The 20213-nt window shown below is 69.5% G+C and carries 18 protein-coding genes; 4 read left to right on the top strand and 14 right to left on the bottom strand.

Annotated elements, in window-relative coordinates; translation table 11 throughout:
• Positions 1–90: 90 nt before the first annotated feature.
• From ACIA1L_RS25340 to ACIA1L_RS25315, 6 genes are all read right to left on the bottom strand, one after another.
• The gene (locus tag ACIA1L_RS25340; RefSeq protein ID WP_396075403.1) at positions 91–306 is read right to left on the bottom strand and encodes a histone-like nucleoid-structuring protein Lsr2; all 216 of its coding nucleotides are present in this window, start codon (positions 304–306) and stop codon (positions 91–93) included.
• Positions 307–310: 4 nt separating this feature from the next.
• Entirely contained in the window at positions 311–493 is a 183-nt protein-coding gene (locus tag ACIA1L_RS25335) for a histone-like nucleoid-structuring protein Lsr2 (RefSeq protein ID WP_396075392.1), read from the bottom strand.
• Between the two features lie 855 nt (positions 494–1348).
• Entirely contained in the window at positions 1349–3922 is a 2574-nt protein-coding gene (ptsP, locus tag ACIA1L_RS25330) for a phosphoenolpyruvate--protein phosphotransferase (RefSeq protein ID WP_396075391.1), read from the bottom strand.
• Positions 3922–4563: a dihydroxyacetone kinase subunit DhaL gene (gene dhaL / locus ACIA1L_RS25325; protein WP_396075389.1), complete on the bottom strand. Its 642-nt coding sequence runs from the start codon at positions 4561–4563 to the stop codon at positions 3922–3924. Before dhaL ends, ptsP begins: the two co-directional genes overlap by 1 nt.
• 5 nt (positions 4564–4568) lie before the next feature.
• Positions 4569–5570 (bottom strand): dihydroxyacetone kinase subunit DhaK, encoded by a 1002-nt coding sequence (gene dhaK / locus ACIA1L_RS25320; protein WP_396075388.1) that lies wholly within the window; start codon positions 5568–5570, stop codon positions 4569–4571.
• Positions 5571–5675: 105 nt separating this feature from the next.
• Positions 5676–6320: a DedA family protein gene (locus ACIA1L_RS25315; protein WP_396075387.1), complete on the bottom strand. Its 645-nt coding sequence runs from the start codon at positions 6318–6320 to the stop codon at positions 5676–5678.
• Positions 6321–6486: 166 nt separating this feature from the next.
• On the opposite strand from ACIA1L_RS25315, the gene ACIA1L_RS25310 reads away from it, so the two are divergent.
• A complete protein-coding gene (locus tag ACIA1L_RS25310; RefSeq protein WP_396075386.1) occupies positions 6487–7929 on the top strand; it encodes a pectate lyase in 1443 nt (480 codons plus the stop codon).
• 43 nt (positions 7930–7972) lie between these two features.
• On the opposite strand, the gene ACIA1L_RS25305 is transcribed toward ACIA1L_RS25310, so the two are convergent.
• The 4 genes from ACIA1L_RS25305 to ACIA1L_RS25290 form a co-directional block, all read right to left on the bottom strand.
• Positions 7973–8401, bottom strand: a complete 429-nt coding sequence (locus tag ACIA1L_RS25305; RefSeq protein ID WP_396075385.1) for a pyridoxamine 5'-phosphate oxidase family protein — start codon at positions 8399–8401, stop codon at positions 7973–7975.
• An 11-nt stretch (positions 8402–8412) separates the two neighbouring features.
• The gene (locus ACIA1L_RS25300; protein WP_396075384.1) at positions 8413–9222 is read right to left on the bottom strand and encodes a hypothetical protein; all 810 of its coding nucleotides are present in this window, start codon (positions 9220–9222) and stop codon (positions 8413–8415) included.
• On the bottom strand, positions 9219–9752 hold the full coding sequence (locus tag ACIA1L_RS25295) for a SigE family RNA polymerase sigma factor (RefSeq protein WP_396075383.1): 534 nt from the start codon (positions 9750–9752) through the stop codon (positions 9219–9221). The genes ACIA1L_RS25300 and ACIA1L_RS25295 overlap by 4 nt, the downstream gene beginning before the upstream one ends.
• Before the next feature lie 173 nt (positions 9753–9925).
• Positions 9926–10804 (bottom strand): DUF6410 domain-containing protein, encoded by an 879-nt coding sequence (locus ACIA1L_RS25290; RefSeq protein WP_396075382.1) that lies wholly within the window; start codon positions 10802–10804, stop codon positions 9926–9928.
• Between the two features lie 191 nt (positions 10805–10995).
• Here ACIA1L_RS25290 and ACIA1L_RS25285 point away from each other — a divergent pair, with 191 nt between their 5' ends.
• From ACIA1L_RS25285 to ACIA1L_RS25275, 3 genes are read left to right on the top strand one after another with little or no spacing between them, the layout of a single operon-like run.
• The gene (locus ACIA1L_RS25285) at positions 10996–11376 is read left to right on the top strand and encodes a SchA/CurD-like domain-containing protein (protein ID WP_396075381.1); all 381 of its coding nucleotides are present in this window, start codon (positions 10996–10998) and stop codon (positions 11374–11376) included.
• 3 nt (positions 11377–11379) lie between these two features.
• Positions 11380–11832: an anthrone oxygenase family protein gene (locus tag ACIA1L_RS25280; protein WP_396075380.1), complete on the top strand. Its 453-nt coding sequence runs from the start codon at positions 11380–11382 to the stop codon at positions 11830–11832.
• A gap of 37 nt (positions 11833–11869) precedes the next feature.
• Positions 11870–13102 carry a cytochrome P450 gene (locus ACIA1L_RS25275; protein ID WP_396075379.1) on the top strand — a complete coding sequence of 411 codons (1233 nt, stop codon included), beginning with the start codon at positions 11870–11872 and terminating at the stop codon, positions 13100–13102.
• A gap of 58 nt (positions 13103–13160) precedes the next feature.
• Here the strand turns inward: ACIA1L_RS25275 and ACIA1L_RS25270 are convergent, their stop codons facing one another.
• The 4 genes from ACIA1L_RS25270 to ACIA1L_RS25255 all read right to left on the bottom strand — a co-directional run bounded on the left by ACIA1L_RS25270 (position 13161) and on the right by ACIA1L_RS25255 (position 20213).
• Complete coding sequence (locus tag ACIA1L_RS25270) at positions 13161–14654, bottom strand: multicopper oxidase family protein (protein WP_396075378.1); 1494 nt, start codon at positions 14652–14654, stop codon at positions 13161–13163.
• Positions 14655–15029: 375 nt separating this feature from the next.
• Entirely contained in the window at positions 15030–16622 is a 1593-nt protein-coding gene (locus ACIA1L_RS25265) for a multicopper oxidase family protein (protein ID WP_396075377.1), read from the bottom strand.
• 29 nt (positions 16623–16651) lie between these two features.
• Entirely contained in the window at positions 16652–18148 is a 1497-nt protein-coding gene (locus ACIA1L_RS25260; protein ID WP_396075376.1) for an MFS transporter, read from the bottom strand.
• Positions 18149–18152: 4 nt separating this feature from the next.
• Positions 18153–20213, bottom strand: coding sequence for a multicopper oxidase family protein (locus ACIA1L_RS25255; RefSeq protein ID WP_396075375.1), 2061 nt, complete (start codon positions 20211–20213; stop codon positions 18153–18155).

Below are 20213 nucleotides of genomic sequence, written 5' to 3'. Positions count from 1 at the left end.
ATCCACGACAGCCTGGTCAGCCTCGCCTGCGCCCTCATCTGCTGGCGACGCCTGATCAAATCCCGCCAGCAGAGATCGTGTTAGCAGCTCTTAGCTCGCTTTGAACTGGACCGCAGGGGCCTTCCTCCGCGGTGTCCGCTTGGCTGCCTTGGTTGGTGTGCTCACCGCAGCCTTGGACGACTTGGCCGCCTTCGCCGGCTGGGGCGCGGGTGCGTTCTGCCCCTTCTCGTACGCCTCGATGATGTGCTGCGGAATACGCCCTCGCTCGGAAAGCTGGTGACCGCTGCTCGCCGCCCACTCGCGGATCGCCTTATTGTCGGCCCTCGTCGTCAGCCGGGCTCGTGACGGCGTAACGCCCAGGTCGCCAGGTGCCGAAGCCCCGGCCCAAACTTCGTCGCCACCCCCCGTACGGCGCCAAGGCGTTACGCAGGGCTTCGGCGTTAGCCTCGTTCAGGTCGATCGTGTAGTTGTTCCCGCCGAAGGAGAATGTCACGGTCTCGGTCGCCTCACCCCGTCAAGGTCATCGATCAGCGTTTCAACAATCTGTTTCGCCATGTTTTCTCCTGGTGCTAATCACGGCCGATCGCAGCCGTCCCTTGCGCTTCTAAGTTAATTTGTCGACACCCTAGCGAAGATCCACGAGGTAACCATCAGGCTGAGGCGGCGGCTAGCTGTGCGGCCGTAGGCCACGGATGTGCCTACAGGCGAGTTCGTCATAGTCCAGTTCGCGACGTGACCCACCGATGCCCAGCCGGCGAGGCAGCCGACGATGACGAGGATCAGCACGAGGGCCGCTTCTTCAGTTCGTTCCGTACGCGCGCGGTGCGACTTCATCGCTGCCCTCCTCGGGAGCCAGCGACGCGGGTGCCACAGGCGTAACCCTCCACGTTCGGTGGTAGCGGGCGCGATGCCTCATTCGGGGCGTCGCGTTGATATGCCATGCCGGCGTCTGTTCGCGCGGTGCTGGCGAGGATGGCGTCGGCCTCCACAAGCAGCGTCAGGGCGTCGATGACGAGACCTCGCGCCTGGGCAACGGGGGAGATGCATATACGGGTCATTGAGTCCTCCGGGCATGAAGAGGCCCCGAAGGCAGGATGCCGTTCGGGGCTGTAGGTTCTCTGTGCTGAGCTACGCGGTGCAGTCGCGCCGTAATGGCTGTTCTACGTGGCCTTGGCTGCTGTGCAAGTGCGTGTATTGATCTTGGTCCAAGCGCCCCTTGTGGAGAAGGAGTGCCAGGTCAGAGGCGCGGCTGAATCATGAAGCCTCAGCCTTCCTAGACCGTTGCTGCTCGCCACCAACGTGCCCGCACTCGGTCCCGGCAGCCAACTTCGAACTCGCGACTGGGGACCTATAGGTTCCCTGTTCTCGCCTTCGAATAGTCGCGCCGTACTGTCGGGTGCAGCGCCCGGACTGCCGCCGCGTCTGCAAGGTGCAGCGCGCGCTCCGCAAGCTGACCCGCTTCGGTCAGTTCCACGGCCCGAACGCACTCCTTCACGGCGGGCACCGCGCCCGGTGCCACGCTCAGCTCCCGCACCCCAAGCCCAATAAGCAGCCCCACCGCGGCGTCGTCGCCGGCCAGCTCGCCACAGACCGAAACACTCACTCGATCACCCGCGCCGCGGCACACCGCGTCGATCAACCGCAACACACCCGGGTCCAAGCCGTCACTCAGCCCCGCAAGCGCCGGGTTACCGCGTTCAGCAGCCATCGCGTACTGCGTCAGGTCATTCGTTCCCACACTGAAGAAGTCAGCGTACGGAGCAAACGCCGCAGCCTTCAACGCGGCGGCCGGCACCTCCATCATCAGCCCGACCCGTAAACCGCCCGGGGTGCCGGTCCCGGTACGAGCTACCGCGTCGTCAAGCATCCGCCGGGCCGTCAACAGCTCGCCAACCGTACTGATCATCGGGAACATGACGCTGACGGGCGCATCGCGGGCGACCCGGGCGATCGCCAGGAGTTGATCGGCGAGCAGCGCAGGGTGTGCCAATGAGTGCCTGATGCCGCGGACGCCGAGATACGGGTTGGCCTCAGCAACACCAGGCAGATAGGACAGCGGTTTGTCGCCACCGATGTCGATGGTGCGTACGGTCAACCGACGCCCGTCGAGCGCACCCGCAATCTCCCGGTAGACGGCCTCCTGCTCCTCGATGTCGGGTGCGGTGTCCCGTCCGAGGAACAGGAATTCGGTCCGGAGCAGGCCTACCAGTTCAGCGCCGTGTGCCACAGCGGCTCGGGCGTCCGCGACCGATCCGACGTTCGCACCGACGAAAATTCTGGTGCCGTCGCGGGTCACCGCCGGTTGGTGCGCCTGGGCATTGGCGCGTTCCTGCCGAATGGACTGGTCGTTCAGCCGCCGGCGAAACGATGCCAGCACCGACTCGTCCGGGTCGATCACCATCTCGCCGGTGCTGCCATCCAGGGCCACTGTCGTTCCGGCGGGAATGTCCAGCACCGCCGGTCCTGCTCCGGCGATGGCCGGTATTCCCCGGCCACGCGCGAGGATGACGCTGTGCGAGGTAGCGCTGCCGAAGGCGAGGAGCACTCCGGCGACCCGTGCGGGATCCAGCTCGGCCGCCTCGGCCGGCGTGAGGTCGGCCGCGATCAGGACGCCCGCCTCGACTTCTGCACTGCCCGCGACGCCGCCGAGGAGGGCGCGCAGCGTCTGCCGCGCCACCGCTCGGACGTCGGCGGACCGTGCTTTCAGGTACGCGTCGTCGAGCGCGTCGAACTGTTCGGCGAGTTGATGCGATGCGGCGGCCCAGGCGTGTGGCCCGTCCATGCCGTCCGCGATGTGCTGCCGAACCGCCGAGAGGAGGTCTTCGTCGTCGAGCAGCAGCACATGCGCATCGAAGATCGCCGCCTGGCTCTCGTCGACGGCGTGGGCCGTGGCGGTCCGGAGCCGGCGCAGTTCGCTGCGAACCGTCGCCCGCGCGGCTTCCAGCTGGCGCCACTCCTCGTCTGCCCCCAGGTAGGCGCGCTCGGGGAGGGCGATGTCATCGGCGCCTAGGTGCCGGGCGGGACCGATGCCCACCCCGGGAGTGGCCGACGTGGGCAGCTTCCGCACACCATCCGAATCGTGGGTAGCTAGCGCGACAACCTGCGCGACGGCCGCATGCGCCTGCGGACCGGAAGCGCGCACCTCCAGCTGTTGTCCTTCAAGGATGGACAAGGTCGTCACCCGGGAAAGGCTGTTCGCGGGCGCCCAGTCTGATTCGGTGCTGCGATTGCGGATTTCCACCCGGGCATCAAGACCACGGACCGCGGTCACAAGCCGAGCGGCGGGCCGCGCATGCAAACCGTGTCTGCCGGTCACCGTGACGGTCGCCTCAGCCCAATTCGAAGCCTCGGCACCTACCTCGGCCGCAGCGGTGGTCTCAGGTGCGACGGGGATCCCGTTTTCCAAGGCTGCCCCGGCGGGCGCCGGGGCCAAGGCCGGGGAGCCTGCGCGCGCAGAAGTGGCGGGAGTAGGCGTGGTGGGGGCGGGCTCATCGATCGGAGGGCTGGCGGGCGAGAGACCGAGCTGCGACAGCTTCCCCGCCAGCGCGTCGGCGGCCTCACCGGCGACCTCGTTCCGGCCGGCCCCGCCAGCGGCAGCAACCACGGCGGCGACGAGCCCCTCGACGAGCGGCGCAGGACAGAGCACCACCCGTTCGCGGTGTTCGTCGTCCGCCAGCAGCTCCAGCGCGAGCTCGGCAGACAGCACGGCACTGCCCACATCCATGAGTACGACGACACCCTCGCCCTGATCCGCGGCCGTGATGGCATCCGCCACGGCAACAGCGTCCGTGCCGAAGGTGGTCTCGTCGAGCCCAGCCGCGACCTCGATCGGCACTGCACCGGCCGGGACCATCTCCGCGGCGAGTGCCACCGCGGCCTGGGCCAGCACGCGGCTGTGACTGACGACGACGAGCCCCACCATCAGTCCACGCACAAGGTGGTCGCAGCGGCGGCCAGCAGGAGAGTCACGGACGTGGCGCCCGGGTCCTGGTGGCCGGCACTGCGCTCGCCCAGGTAGCTGGCGCGGCCCTTGCGTGCGACCATCGCGATGGTCGCCTCCCGGCCTTGTTCGGCGGCTTGGACGGCGGCCGTCAACGCGGCGTGCAAGGGCTGCCCGGTGTCCAGGGCCGCGTCCAGGGCGTCGATCGCGGGGGCGAGGGCGTCGTACATCGTCTTGTCGCCGGCTTGGGCTTTGCCTCGGGCGACCACGCCGTCAAGACCGGCGCGGAGGGCCTTGGCGAAGCCGCGGGCGTCGAGGGCTGGCGCCGGGCCGGCCGCGGTGGCCATGCGCAGGAACGCGGTTCCGTAGAGCGGGCCGCTGGCCCCGCCGACCCGGCTCACCAGCGTCATGCCGGTCCGTTTGAGCAGTTCGGCGGGGGTGGCGGGCAGACCGTCGGCGTTTGCCGCGAGCACCGCGGTCATGCCTCGGTCCAGGTTGACCCCGTGGTCGGCGTCGCCGATGGCGGAGTCGAGCCGGGTCAGCAGGTCCCGCTCGGCGGTGATCAGCCGGGCGAATTCCTCGAGCCAGCCTGCGAGGGCCGCGGTGTCCACGGTGTCCGGCATGGCGGTCAGGCTCCCCAGCGCAGCGCCGCGGTACGCACCGGCGCGTCCCACAACCGCAGCAGGTCGTCGTCCGCCCGCAGCAGCGTCACCGAGCAGCCGGCCATGTCGAGGCTGGTGATGTACGACCCGACCAGCGACCGTGCCACCGTTATTCCGTGCTTGCCGAGGATTTCGGCGACCTCGTGGTACATGAGGTACAGCTCGAGCTGTGGGGTGGCGCCCATGCCGTTGACGAAGGCGATGACGCCGGAGCCGCTGGTGAAGTCGAGGTCGGCAAGGATCGGGGTGAGCAGCATTTCGGCGATCTCGGTGGCCGGTGCGATCGGCACCCGGCGGCGGCCGGGTTCGCCGTGGATGCCGATGCCGATTTCCATCTGGCCGTCGGGCAGGTCGAAGGTGGGCTTTCCGGCGGCGGGGACGGTGCAGGAGGTGAGCGCGAGTCCCATGCTGCGGGCGTTCGCGTTGACCTGCCGGGCGACGTCGGCGACCTCGGCCAGGGGACGGCCCTGGTCTGCGGCGGCGCCGGCGATCTTTTCCAGCAGAACGGTCGCGCCGACGCCGCGGCGTCCGGCGGTGTAGAGGCTGTCGCGGACGGCGACGTCGTCGTCGACGACCACGGCGGTTACTGCCACGCCGGTCTCCGCTTCGGCGAGTTCGGCTGCCATTTCGAAGTTCATGACGTCGCCGGTGTAGTTCTTGACGATGTGCAGCACCCCGGCGCCGCCGTCGACGGCGGTGGTCGCGGCGAGGATCTGGTCGGGTACGGGCGAGGTGAAGACCTCGCCCGCGCAGGCGGCGTCGAGCATGCCGGGGCCGACGAACCCGGCGTGGAGGGGCTCGTGTCCCGAGCCGCCGCCGGAGACCAGTCCGACCTTGCCGGACACGGGGGCGTCGCCGCGTCGGACGATGCGGTGTTCGTGGTCGACGTGGAGTTCCGGGTGGGCGGCGGCGAGGCCGCGCAGCGCGTCGGAGACGATGGTCGCGGGGTCGTTGATGAGCTTGTTCATCGATGGCTCCTCGCCGAGGGTGTCGGTCGGACGACCTGCTTCCCACAAGCTACGCCGCTCGCCGCGCAGCCGTCGCCGGCTGCGCGCCAGGTGAAGATTTTCCGATCAGGCGATCGCGGTCCGCCGGACGACTCGGCTGGTGCGGCGCAGGAGGCGTCCGGCGAACGGGACGATGCCGAGGCAGGTGGCGCCGACCGCGGTGAGGACCACGCCGGTGCCGTCCGAGGATCCGCTGCCGGAGCTGAGCGCCCCGACGGCGGCGAAGGCGGTGACCCAGACGGTGGTGCCCACGGCGGACCAGCCCACGAATCGGCCGAACGGCATGCGGACCGTGCCCGCCACGATCGGCACCACCGCGTGGATGACCGCCACGAAGCGGATCGCCACCAGCGCCGCGGCGCCGCGGTCCCGCAGGAACGTCTCGGCGCGGTCCCACCGCTCTGTCCCGATGCGCTGCCCGAGTCGGGTGTCGCGCAGCCGTGATCCCAGGACGCGGCCTACGGCGTACCCGGCGATTTGGCTTGTCATCGCGCCGGCCGTGCCGGCGGCGACCGCGAGGGCGAACCCACCGGGGCCGCGCGGCAGTGCACCGGCCAGCGTCACCACGGATTCGCCGGGGATGAACAGCCCGAGCAGGAAAGTGGCCTCGATGGCGCTGGACAGGGCGGTGACCAGGACGACCGCCCAGGAGTCGAGGGTGGCGATCCAGTCGATGAAGGCGGTGGCGGCGCTCTCTAAGTCGGCGATCACATCCCTCAGCCTGGTCAGCTCGGGGCGGCGGCACCATCGGGTCATCCCCCCAGGAAACCCTGAGACGACCCTCTGTGACCTGGGACACATTCGATCGCCACGGACAACCTGAGCGGCGCGAACGGCCACCCGTGGGTGTCAAACCTAGATCTGGAGGAACAGACGGATGAGACACGCAACGACCGGCCGCCGGCGCCGTCTTGCTCTGGCAGGCGGGTTCACCGTGGTGCTGGCAGCCGCCGTGGGCATCGCCGCGACGGCCTTCGCGGGCAGCACCGCCCTGTCGGATGACTTTGCCGATGGCGACACGGCGGGCTGGTCGAAGTCCGGCGGCTCCTGGTCGGTGATCGACGACGGCGGCCGGGTCCTCCGGCAGGCCAACGCGGGCAGCGAACTCGCCAGGATGTTCGCCGGCGACACCGGCTGGACCGACTACACCGTGCAGGCGCGGGTGCGGCCCGCCGCCCTGCCCGGGGCGGCTGCTGCGGGCATCGCGGCCCGGGCCGACGGCGCCCGCAAGTTTCAGCGGCTCGTCCTGGTCGGTGACGGTGCCCGCCTCGAGGAAGTACGCGGCTCGACCGTCACCGCCCTCGGCTCCCTGACGTTGCCGAACGCCGCGAACACCTGGCACCGTCTGCGCATCGACGTCCAGGGCACCCGGGTCCGCGGTTACGTGAACGACGTCCTCGTCGGTGACGCCACCGGCCGCAAGCTGAAGAACGGCCGCGTCGGCCTGCTGACATCCGGCGCCGCCGCCTCCTTCGACGACGTCACGGTCGGTCCGGTCATCGGCGCCGTTCCGGTGCCCACGGCTACGTCGACCACGCCGCCCACGAAGCCCACGAAGACCCCGACCACCCCGCCCACCAAGCGGCCGACCGCGCCGCCCACCACGACGCCGCCGGTCACCGAGGCTCCGACCACGCCGGTGGTGAGCTGGCCGCAGCCGGTGCGGACCGAGACCTTGACGGCGACCCGGAAGATCAGCGGCAGTGTCGACGGCGGCAACGTCCGGTTCGTCGGCGGTGCGGCGCTCGGCGACGGCGGCCAGGGCGAAGGCCAGGACCCGATGTTCCAGCTGGCCGACGGTGCCACGCTGAGCAACGTCATCATCGGTACGCCCGCCGCCGACGGTGTGCACTGCCTCGGCACCTGCACCCTGCGCAACGTGTGGTGGCAGGACGTGGGCGAGGACGCCGCCACCTTCAAGGGCACCGCGGCCGGTCAGACCATGACGATCGACGGCGGCGGCGCGCAGCACGCGGCCGACAAGACGTTCCAGCACAACGGTCCCGGCACGATGATCATCCGCAACTTCCAGGCGGCCGACATCGGCAAGCTCTACCGCTCGTGCGGCAACTGCAAGAACCAGCATGACCGGCACGTACGGATCACCGGCGTGACCGTCACGGCCCCGCTCAAGACCCTGGTCGGCATCAACCCGAACCTGGGTGACACCGCCCGCATCGACGGTGTCACGGTGGTCGGCGGCGGCGCCAAGACCGTCATCTGCGCCACCTTCAAGGGCGTCACCAGCGGCGAACCGAAGCAGGTCGGCACCCAGCCCGACGGCCGGTCCTGCATCGCCAACCGCATCAATCTGAAGTAGCACCGAAAAACGCGAGGGCGGGTGTCGAAGTCCGATACCCGCCCTACGGGTGTACCCGGACCCGCTCGTCCCGTTCGAACGACGGGTGCAGCACCCAGTGGTCGGTGACCGTCGCCCGGTACAGCCGGAAGTGGTCGCCGAGCCGCACCTCGTACGCGCCCTTGCGCACTGCTTCGCTGTTGAACGTGGGCAGTTCCGCCGGATCGGCGACCGCCACGTGACCGGACATGTAGACCGCGCCGCCCTCGCCCGCGGCTTTCGAAGAGTCGTACACGACCAGGCTCACCTCGGGGCGCACCGCGACGTTCGCCGAGTGCCGCGCTTCCGGGCGGGACACCCAATAGAGCGTGTCGGGGCCGTCGAGCGCGTAGAACACCGGAGAGACCCAGGGCAGGCCGGATTCGTCGGCGGTGCCGAGCACGACGAATCGGTGCTCGTCGAGCAGCTCACGCGCGTACCCGTCCAGGTCCATGTCGGCCTCTGCTAGTAGAAGTCTCCGTACACGGTGAGATTGTCGCCCGCCGCGGTGGTCGCTGTCGCCCGGTAGGTGTCGCCGCCGGCGTCACGGCCGCGGTCCTCGTGGCCGTACCGGGCGGTGAAGACGTGGGTGCCTTTGGCGAGGGTGCCGCTGGACAGGGTGAAGCGGTAGACGAAAGCGTCCGGCTCCTGGATGACCTGGGAGTCGACGCGCGCGCCGGTGACGTCGTGCACGGCTCCCTGGTCGGCGAGGCCGGGAGTGCGCTTCACCCGTACGGTGACAGTCAGCGCGGTGACCGGCTCGCCCAGCTTGAGCGTGATCTCGCTGCGGGCGGCCGTGTCGGTGGAGCGCCGCACCGATCCGTCGGACCACAGCGGTCCTTGCTCCACCTTGGTGCCGCCCGCACCGGGGTCTTCCGCCGCCGGCGGGGTGGTGGTCGATGTGCTCGGGTGCTTCGAGGTCGGTCGCGCGGGCGGCACATCCGGCGGCGTCGACACCGCGGACGTGGGCGGCGTGGCGCTTGGTGATGGCGAGGGGAGCCGCGACGCCGTTGCGGACGGGGGAGCGGCCGGAGTGTCGGTGCGGTCGTCGTCCGCGAGCGCCCATTGCGTCACTGCGCCGGCGCCCAGCACCGCCGTGACGGCAAGCGCGGCGCCGGCCATCCGGATCGCTTGCCGCGGGCGCCGGGCAGGCGGTTCTGCGGCCCGGTTGGCCGCGATGCGATTCAGCATTGCGGTCCGGTCCGGCTGGTGTTGCTGCGCCGCCTGGCCCAGCACCGTACGCAGCTCGTCGTCGGACATCCGGTTGTAGTTCACCGTGCCGCCTCCCAGCCGCCGTAGCGGGCTGCCTCACCCGTGCTGCCGCCAAGCAGTTCCGCGAGCTGCTTGGCACCCCGCGAGGTCTGACTCTTCACGGTGCCGACCGAGATGCCCAGCGTTTTCGCGACTTCACTCTCCGACAGGTCGAACGAGAACCGCAGCACCACGCAGGCGCGGCGGCGGTGCGGCAGCCGGCGCAAGGCGCTGCGGACGTCCAGCACGGCGGGGGTGTCCGGTTCCGAGTCGCGGCGGGTGCTGCCGAGCAGGGTGAGGCCGAGCAGACCGTGCCGTTCGCGGACCCGGCGGCGGACCCAGTTCCGGGTGAGGTTGGTGACGATGCCGCGGGCGTACGCCGCCGGGTCGTCGGCCGCGGCCACCCGGGACCAGTGCCGCCACACTTCGGTGAGCGCGTCGGCGGCCAGGTCGTCCGCGGCGGAGGCTTCGCCGGTCATCAGGTAGGCGAGGCGGGCAAGCTCGCTGTGGTGCTGTTCGAAGAAAGCGTGGAAGGCCGAGGCTTTGTCGGTCATCCACCCTCCTCCGGCCGGCGAGGCCCGATGCATTGCCGGGCGGTCCGCGTCGACCGTAGAGGGCTGTGCCGGGCCCGGCAAGCCGAGTGTGACCGGGTGGGCGACCATTTGCCCGGATTCCGCCCATGGTGCGCGGGTGTCACCGCTCACCCTGGGCGGACGGTCACACTCCGTCAGACCCGTTCCGGGGTGCCGAGGCCGGGCGGCGGGCTGCTGGCCTCGGGGGTACGCCGCCGGAAGAGCGCCACGATCCCGACGACGAGGCCTACCAGAATGATCGCGGAGTACAGGGCGTCGGGCATCGCGCCGACCGTCGCGCCTGCGGCGAAGAAGACCAGCAAGGCGACGAGCGCCCAGGCCGTACGGCCGGTGGTCGTGCTGACCCGGGCTGCTGCCAGGGCCGCCGCGACCGCGACGATGACGAGGGCCACCACCGGGTCGAGGCTGCGGGTGGTCTCGCGCAGGCCGTCGAGCGGGCTCCCGTTCACCACGAGGTTGGGCACGATCCAGTACCAGGAGAAGGCCAGCATGCCGGCGACGGAGGCGGCCCGGGCGAGCGGGCGGTTCCGGGCCCGCTCCGGCGCGTTCTCCACGAGATCGACGACGTTGTACTGGCTGTACAGCTTCGGCCTGGTCCGCAGCACCAGGGTGGACAGAGCGGCCATTTCCAGCCCGCCGTAGCCGATCAGGCCGGCCAACAGCACCGAACCGTCGGTGAACAGCCGGACGCCGACCGCCGGTCCCTCCGGGATCAACCCGAACGGGTACGCCATCAGGGGCAGCAGGATCAGCGCGCTGCCCGTCCAGGGACTGAGCACCCGGTCCCGGCTGCCGTCGAGCCACGGCCGCAGCAGCGCCACGACGCCGACGAAGACCGCCGCGACCACCACCAGCCAGGCGAGCCCGGCCAGCACCTCGCCGACGCTGTCCAGTTTGACGATGACCGGCAGCAGTCCGGTCAGACCGGCCAGGATGCGGAACGTCCGCCCGGCCGGTCCCGCGTCGCGCCCGATGACCCGGGGCTGCGGCGCGGTGAACTCGTTGTCACGCACGGCTTCTACCCTTCCGGCGCCGCCGCGGGCCGCGCCTGCTTGTGATGTCCGCCCGCAGGTTGCCGCGCCGGGCTGGAAGCCGCGTCGAGGCGTACTCGACGCGGTTTGTTCGAGTCGTTCTCAAGCCCTCGTCGACATCCGGATGTGAGCGTGCTGGGCGAGATCGTCACCCGCACGACAGGAGCACTGGCATGCCGATTGCCGCGATCAGATACGACATCAAGGCGGGCTTCGAGCAGGAGATCGCCGATATCTTCACGGACTACCGGCGGCCGTCGTCGCCGTCGGTACGCGACGAGGGCGGCGCGGAGGTGGCACGCATCATCGGCACCGCCGTGTTCCTCAAGGAGGACACGATGGTGCGTTTCATCGAGTTCGAGGGCGACATCGCCAGCGTCGCGCGGTACATGGCCGGCCAGCCCGGCGTCCGCGAGTTCGAGCGGAAGATCAAGCCGTACCTGTCCCGGCCGCGGGACACGGACACGCCGGAGGGCTTCGTGCGGACGTTCACCGCCAGCGTCATGCGCTGCGTCAGCCACCTCGGTCAGACCCGCCTCAGCACGGCCGGCTGAGCCGTGCTCACGCAGACACTTCAGGTCGCTGTCCTGGTGGGCAACGGGGTGGTGGCGGGGGTCCTGTTCGCCGTAGCGCTGAGCACGCTGCCCGCGCTGATCGCGATGCCGCCCGGCCGCTACATCTACGCCCACAAGCTGTTGGGTCGCAACTGGGACCCGACGATGCCGATCCTCGTGCTCAGCACGATGGCGCTCGACCTCGTCCTGATCGCCGTGGCGCCGCAGACCACCGCACCGCTGTTCTCTACCGCCGCTGTCCTGCTGGTCGTGGTCTCGGTGGTGTCGCACTTCGCCAACGTGCCGATCAACAAGCAGGTGCGGACCCTCGACCCGGACCACATGCCGACGGACTGGGCCGACCCTCGGCCCCTGTGGCGCCGTTGGCATCTGCTGCGAACGGCTTGCGCCGTCGTCGCTTTGGCGGTCAACGCCACCGCGATAGCTGTGAGCTGACCTTCCCCCGAGAACCACCGCTGAACGGAGAAGCACCGTGACGGAAACCGATGAGCGTCCCGCACCGATCGACTTCGACCCGATCGACTTCGACCCGTTCGACCGGGCTCATCGCGCGGATCCGTACCCGTGGCTCCGGCGGCTGCGCGAGCGGGCGCCGATCTATCGCAATCCGCTGGGCCATTGGTTGATCAGCCGGCACCGCGACGTGGTCGCGGTCTTTCGCGACAAGCGATTCGGGCACGGTACGCACCTGTTGCAGCAGAACACCTTCCGGCGGCCGGTAGCGGGACGCAGTCGGCCGTTCATCATGCTCGACCCGCCCGAGCACACCCGGCTGCGCTCGTTGGTCAACAAGGCGTTCACGCCTCGCATGATCGACGGGCTGGAGCCGCGAATCAGGCAGATCGTCGGCGAGCTCCTCGACCGGGCGGAGGCGCGCAACGACGTCGACCTGATGGACGCCTTCGCCTATTCGGTGCCGGTCATGGTGATCAGCGAGTTGTTGGGGGTGCCGCGCGCCGACATGGAGTCGGTCAAGGAGCTTTCGCACGTCGTGGCCCGCGGGGTGGATCCTGACTTTCAGCACACGCCGGAGGAGATGAGGATCCGCGGGCAGGCGTTCGCCCGGTTCGACGACTATTTCCGGGGACTGCTGGAGGAGCGACGCCAACGCCCGCAGGATGACCTGTTGAGCGGGCTTGCCGCCGTGCGCGAGTCCGGCTCGGCGTTGACCGAGGCGGAACTGCTGACCACGTGCATCCTGCTCTATGTGGCCGGGCACGAGACCACGATGGATCTGATCGGCAACGGCGCTCTGGCGCTGATGCGCTTCCCCGAGCAGCGGCGCCAGCTTGCCGCCCGGCCGGAGCTGGCCCGCAGTGCGGTCGAGGAGTTGCTGCGGTTCGACCCGCCGACGCAGCTGACGCGGCGGACCGCGCTGGAAGATGTCGAGCTGGCCGGCCATCACATCGCGCAGGGCGACCAGGTGGTGCTCATGCGCGGTGCCGCCAATCGCGACCCTGAAGTCTTCGAGAGACCCGACGAGCTCGACCTCACACGTACGGACAACAAGCACGTGTCCTTCGACGGCGGGATTCACTTCTGCCTGGGCGCACCGCTGGCCCGGCTCGAGGGCCGGATCGCGTTCACGGAACTGCTCAAGCGCGCGCCCGACCTGCGGCTGACCGTCGCTGAGGAGGAGCTGGAATACCGCGACAACCTGGTCATCCGCGGCCTGGCAACGCTGCCGGTCCGGTTGCGTCCCTGACGCTGCGGCATACCTCGCCCGGGACCGGCCTCGTGCCGGCACCCGGGCGATTCGCTGGTCAGCCGTGGCCGCCGTGCCCGCCGCCGTGTCCGCCGGCAAGGACGAGAGGCACTTGCGCCTCGGTGCCCGGCTCGACGATGACGAACTGGCCCATCATGCCCTTGTCCTCGTGCCGCAGGATGTGGCAGTGGAACATGTACGGCGACAGCGGATCGGTGAAGTGCCCGAACTGGACCGCGAGCCGCACCTTCGCCTCCTTGGGCACGAACACCGTGTCCTTGGGCCCCGCCTGGTAGGCCGGCGGCGGCACTCCGTCGACGTCGAGCACGCGGAACGCCACCTCGTGAATGTGGAAGTTGTGCGCGAACGTGGTGTTGTCCAGCTCCCAGATCTCCAGGGCGCCCGCGGGGACCACCTCGTCGATCCGGGTCATGTCCATGTCCTTGTTGTTGATCTCGGACCCGGACAGCGAGAAGACCCGCACCTTGGCGCTTGCGGGCGGCGCCACGGTGGCCGTGCCGCCCAGCGTGGCGGGGATCGCCACACCGGGGGAGAGGGTCGCGGCGGCCACGACCTTGACGAGGCGGAAGTCCTCCTCCTCGATGTCGTTCGCCGACTTCGAGTCCTCGCCGACGCTGTCCATGACGACGCTTTCGCCGGCCGCGAACCGGACCACGATCTCGTAGCGCTCGCCGGGGCTGATCTTGACGCGGTCCACCTCGACCGGCTTCTCCAGCAGGCCGGCGTCGTTGCCGATCACCTGGAACGTGCGGTTGTCGGCGAAGCCCACTCGATAGACGCGCGCGTTGGACGCGTTGAGAAGCCGGAACCGAACCAGCTCCGTGGTGACGTCCAGGTACGGGTCGAAGGTGCCGTTGACCAGGATGGTGTCGCCGAGCAGGCCGTACGTGCCCTCGTCGACCCGGCCGGTGTTGAACTGGCCGTCGCCGGAGAACGTCTTGTCCTGGATGATCAGGGGCACGTCGTCGACGCCGTACTCGCCGGGCAGTTTCGGGCCGGCCGGGTCGTCGATGAGGAAGAGGCCGGCGAGCCCGCGGTAGACGTGCATGGCGGTCTTCTCGTGCAGGTGTGGATGGAACCACGAGGTCATGATCGACTGCTCGATGGTCCATTCCGGGGTCCAGGTGGCGCCCGGCTCGATCATCTGGTGCGGGCCACCGTCCATTTTGGCGGGCAGCCGCATGCCGTGCCAGTGCAGGGTGCTGGTCTCGGACAGGCTGTTGGTGACCTTCATCCGCACCTTGTCGCCCTTGGCGGCGCGCACGGTCGGCCCGAGGTAGGCGCCGTTGATGCCCCAGGTGTCGGTGGTCTTGCCGGGCAGGAACTCGGTGCGGCCGCCGGCCTGCAGGTTCAGGGTGAACGTCTGCACGCCATCGCCGCCGACCTCAGGCTTGACGAGTGGCGGGATGCGCAGCCGGTTGGTGAACGCGGAGGCGCCGCCGGGGTTTCCGCCTGATCCGGACGAGCAGGCACCCACGGCGACGCTGACACCGGAGAGAGCGGCCAGGGAAAGGAGACTTCTACGCTTCACGGCGGCAATTGTGGCATGGGTGCCGGCGAGGGGTCATCCGGTAATTCCCCTAGGTGCGGCAGCGGTCGGCGGAAATAGCCGAAGTCATTCTTCCGACGTATCCGATACCCGACTTCGCGGCCATGTTCTTGCAGTTCAGAGCTGCTTAGATGGTGATGAGTGAGGGGCGTACATCGCCAGATGTACTTTTTCGTGCTAAGGCTGCGACCGCGGCTGTACTGGGAGGTGAATCGTGCGCCCGATGTGCGCGAGCGAAAGGCGCGGCAGGATGGTGTCAGGTCGGCACGCCGGTCAATGTCTTTACTGAACCCCCCGAAAAGCAGAAGCGTGCGATGCCGGGTGCTCGGCATCGCACGCTTCTGTGGGCGTACGGGCTCAGCTGACCTGGAAGTTGGCCATCATCGCCATGTCCTCGTGCTCGAGGTTGTGGCAGTGCAGCATGTACTTGCCGGCGTAGTCGTCGAAGCGGATCGCGACCCGCACCGAGTCGCCCGGCGTCAGCCGGACCGTGTCCTTCCAGCCGGCGTCCTCCGGTTCGAGACCGCCCTCGCGGGAGATCACCTGGAACGGGTTGAGGTGCACGTGCACCGGGTGGTGGGTCGAGGACCGGAACTCCCAGGTCTCGATCTGGCCGAGGCGGGGATCCGCCATGATGTAGCCGGTCGAGAACAACTGGTCGTTGATGACGTGCACCTCCTTACCGTTGCGACTGGTGTTGAGGAACGTGAAGGTCCGGGTCCGGACGGACTGGTTGGGGTCGAGGCGCTCCACCGTGGAGAGCTGAGCCGGGATTGACGAGCTGTCGGAGGCGGGTCCGGTCACCCGGAACTGCATGATCTTGTTGGTGCTGCTCTCGCCCAGCGAGTTCGTCATGACCACGTTGGTGCCGGCGGCGTACTTGCTGAAGTCGACGATGACGTCGAACCGTTCGCCCGGCACCATGTAGATCGATGACATCTGCTGTGGGGCGGCGAGGAGACCGCCGTCGCTGCCGATCTGGGTGAAGGCCTTGCCCCCGGACGGGCTCGGACTGAGCGAGACCCGCAGCCGTCGCGAGTTGGCGGCGTTCAGCAGGCGCAGCCGGTATTTCGCCTGCTTGACCTCGTGGAACGGCCAGGGCACACCGTTGACGAGCATGACGTCGCCTTGCACGCCGTTGGGGTTCACGGTCAGCCCAGGAGTGCGCAGCGTCGGGTCGGCCGACGGATAGGTGAACTGCCCGTTCGCGTCGAACGAGCGGTCCATGATCATGAGCGGGAGCTCCCGGTCGCCTTCCGGCAGCGGCAGTGCGTCGTCCACGCTGTCGCGGATGAGGTAGAAGCCGGCAAGGCCGCGCCACACCTGCGGACCGGTGAAGTCCATCCGGTGGTCGTGATACCAGAGAGTGGCCGCTCGTTGTTTGTTGGGATAGACGTAATCCCGAGTGCCCTGCGCGACCACCCCGGCCATCTCGGCGGCGTGGCCCATGTGCCCGGTATGGCTGGTGGCGTGTGCAGGCGCCGCGGGCCAGCCGCCCACCGGCAGGATCAGGTCGGTGGCGTAACCGTCGCTGTCGGCTGGCGTGTGCCCGCCGTGCAGGTGCGTCACGGTGGGAACGGGCAGCTGGTTGGTGGTGGTGACGACGACCCGCCGGTTGCTGCGCGCCTCGATCGTCGGACCCGGGAAGCTGCCCTCGTAACTGAAGACACGGGTGCTCATCCCGGGCAGGATGGTGAGGTTCGCCTCTCGGGCGGTGATGGTGTAGTAGTCGGTGGTGCTGTCGGTGCGGGTAGGGCGCAGGACGGGCGGGAACTTCAACGGCAGCGAGAACTGCGCGGGCAGCGCTGCCTGATTGGCGATCCGGGTGAATCCGGGATCGGGAACGGCGGTCGGCCGGCTACCCGGCTCGCCGCGGAGGGCGAACGGCAGTGCCGTGACGGCGGCACCGCCGATCAGTCCGCCGATGATCGTTCTTCTGGTAGGTGACAATGCGTCCTCCCCTGTGTGGACATGTCGCGTCAGGTGGCGCGGGCTGCGGCGGTCCTGGGTAGAAACCGCTGCAGGATCAGGGCCACGGCCAGGAAGCAGGCCACGTGGCAGGCCAGGGTCAGCGCCATCACCCGGGTGTAGTGCGGGCCGGAGAGTCCGTCGCCGAGCAGGCCGTAGAACAAGGCGCCGATGATCGCCACACCGAGCGCGCTGCCGACCTGGGTGAGCATGCCGAACACGCCGGATGCCGAGCCGACGTCCGCCTCGGGAACATCGGTGAGGGTCAGGTTGTAGAGCGGCGGACTGAGCATGCCTTGGCCCAGCCCGGCCAGCGCCAGACACCCCGCGATGAGCCACGTCGCGGTGCCGGGACCGCCTTGCCACAGCGCGAGGCAGAGCAGCGCCATCGCCGTCGCCATGACCGCCGCCCCGGCCACGAGCATCGGGCGGCCCACCCGGCGGGCCAGCGGCACCGTCGCGCCGGAGGCAACCGCTGCCGCGATGGCCCACGCCGCGGTGGTAATGCCGATCCGTGCGGGCGGGTAATCGAGGCCCGACTGCAGATAGACGACGAAGACCAGGAAGAACGAGGAGACGCCACCGATCAGCAGAAAGTTGGCTACCCCGCCGGCCAGGAAGCTGCGCTGGTGGAACAGGCTCATCGCGATCAACGGGTAGCGGCCGGATTGCACCCGGCGGCGTTGGCGGCGCAGGGTCGCGGCAAGCACCGGGATCGACAGCGCCACCAGGGCGAAGGCGCCGGTGGGCCAGCCCAGTTCCCGACCCTGCACCAGCGGGAAGATCAGTAACAGCAGGCCGATCGTCGCCATCGCGACGCTGCCCACGTCGAGCTGCGGTCGTTGGGCGGCTACCGTGTCGCGGCGCGGAAACCAGCGCAGGACCGCCGCAACGGTGAACAGGCCCACCGGCACGTTGAGCAGGAAGATGGTGCGCCAGCCCAACCCGCCCGGGTCAGCGGCGAGCAGCAGGCCGCCCAGCAGCGGGCCGGAGACCGTGGCTAACGCGATCACCCCGGCCTGGGCGCCCAGCGCCGCGCCCCGCCGTTTGCCGTCGAACAGCAGAATGATGGCAGGCAACACCTGCGGCGTCAGCGCGGCCGCCGAAGCGCCCTGCCACACCCGGCCGGCGATCAGCATGGCCGGGTCGGTCGCCACGGCACAGAGCACCGAGGCGGCCGTGAAGCTGAGCGAGCCCCACAGAATCATCCGGCGCCGGCCGACGGCGTCGCCCAGCCGGCCGAAGGTGATCAACAGCAGCGCGAACGGCAAGGTGTAACCGGCGAGCATCCACTGGGTGGCCGCCGTACCCGCGCCGATGCCGTCCTGGATGGAGGGGACCGCGACGCTGATGACCATCATGTCGAAGGTGTGCAGGAAGCTGCCCGCCAGGACGGCGGACAGCACCAGCCAGGGCCGGTCGGTGCGGGGCGCGGCCGGACCACCCGGGCGCACTGCACCCGGGAGCCCGCCGCCGTCGTTCGTGGGTCGTGCCGGTGCGGTGGTCACCGCACTACTCCGGCTGGTTCGGGGTGTCGTGCCCGGCCTGGAAGGGCGTCGTCCAGCCCTCGTAGCTCAGGTGCATCATCATGCCGATCGCCGCGTGGTCGAGGTTGTGACAGTGGTCCATCCACAGCCCCGGGTTGTCCGCCCGGAACATCACCTCGTACGTCTCGCCGGGATGGACCAGCACGGTGTCGAGCCATTGCGGGCTCCCGGAGGCCGGCTTGTCGTTGCGGGAGAGCACCAGGACCTTGTGGCCGTGCAGGTGCATCGGGTGGTCGAGGAAGCTGCGGTTGACGAAGCGCACCTTGACCATGTCGCCCTCGCGCACCACCACCGGCGGTACGTCCGGGAACAGCTTGCCGTTGACCGTGAAGACCATGTGGAAGCCACCGTCGAAGAAACCGAAGTGGTTGTCCATGACCCACGTGACGGTCTTGGTGGGCTCGGTGTCCCGGCCGAAAGGCGTCGGCGCGGGCGTGCCGTAGCTGGTGGTGTCGAGGTCCTCGCCGGTGAAGTCGGCCGCGCGGTCGCCGGACCCGTCCGGGGTGAACAGCAGTCCCTGGTCGGGGAAGAGCGAGGTGGCGAGCCGCACCGGAGCTGCCGGCATGGTGAACTCCACGTCGAAGCGACCACCGCCGCCCAGCGTGAGGGTCTTGTCGGTGACGTCGGTGGGGCCGTTGAGGTCGGTGCCGTCGATGGACACCAGCCGCCACGGCGTGCCGGTCAGTGCGAACTTGCGGGTGTTGCTGTCGGTGTTGACCAGCCGCAGCCGCACCTTCGTGCCGGGAGCGATCGTCGAGCGTTCGAGCCGGTCGATCCCGTTGATGGTGGCGATCTGGCCCTTGAAGGTGTGCACCACCACCGGCACGTCGGTGACCCCGGCGGTCGGACCCTCGGGCGGGTCGACGACGAAGGAGCCGTAGAGCCCGGCGCGGACCTGCTCCGAGGAGACCTGGTGCGAGTGGTACCAGTACGAGCCGGCGTCCGGCGGGCGGAACCGGTAGACGTGCCGGCCGCCCGGCGGGACCGCGTCCTGGGTGAGGCCGGGCACACCGTCCTCAGCGTTTGGCACGTCGATGCCGTGCCAGTGCAGCGACACGCCGGCCTCGACGTCCTGGTTGATCAGTTCAACCTCGACGAGCTCGTTCTGCTTGGCGCGCAGCGCGGGCCCGGGAACGGTGCCGTCGTAGGTCCAGGCGTCGATCTTCGCCCCGCCCGGGAGGGTCAGCTGCATCTTGCGTGCGGTGAGCGTGAACTTCTTGTCGGGCTTCTCATCGCGCGGGCCGGTCAGGGCGGTGATGGAGCGGCCGCCCGAGCTCTGGTGGGCCACATGCGTGACGCCAGATCGGTTTCCGTCGCCTGCGGCCATGGCGCCACCGCTGTGATCGGTCATGTTGTAGCTGCCCGGCAGCTTGCTGGCCGATGCCGACCAGACGACGCCGAGCACGGCGCACGCCACGATCGCCACGACGGCAGCACCGGTCCGGGTGGCCCGGACACCGAATGCGGGGCGGGTGCCCGTGGCGAGCCACGTCGCGACGCGGCGCAACCGGAACACCTGCCACGCGGCCGCGAGCAGGAACAGCCCGTAGTAGAGCGCGATGTCGTCGCCGAGCCCCGGCGTCGGCTGCTTGAAGAACCCCAGCCAGAGGGCCAGCACCCCGCCGATCGCGGTCAACCGCACCGGCAAAGCGGTCTTGAGGTCGGTGAGCGCGGCCGCCTGCACCTCGCCCTGGTTGCTGCGCGCCGCGCGCCGCACCCGCAGGATTGCAGGCAACGTCCACACGTACGCGAGGACGGCCGGGACGATCACCATGGGCACGGCGAACACGACGTAGTTGGCGCCGAACTCCCAGCCGTACGAGAGGAACAGCGCGATGAGCCCGGCCTTCGCGACCGCCGGAACGCCCGCGATCAGCAGGAGCACCACCGTCCACGTGCCGCCCGACGCGATCTTCTTCCGCTCGGTCCGCTGTGTCAGGCGCCCGAGCTGCCATGCGGCCCACGTCCACAGGACGATGAGCGCTGCGCCGACACTGGTGTCGGCGCCCAGCAGGGCCTCGAACAT

Origin of the sequence: Actinoplanes sp. NPDC051859, assembly GCF_044452725.1 — a bacterium.
GTDB lineage: Bacteria > Actinomycetota > Actinomycetes > Mycobacteriales > Micromonosporaceae > Actinoplanes.
Note: the sequence above shows the minus strand (reverse complement) of the source record. Positions and strands in the feature narration are given on the sequence as shown.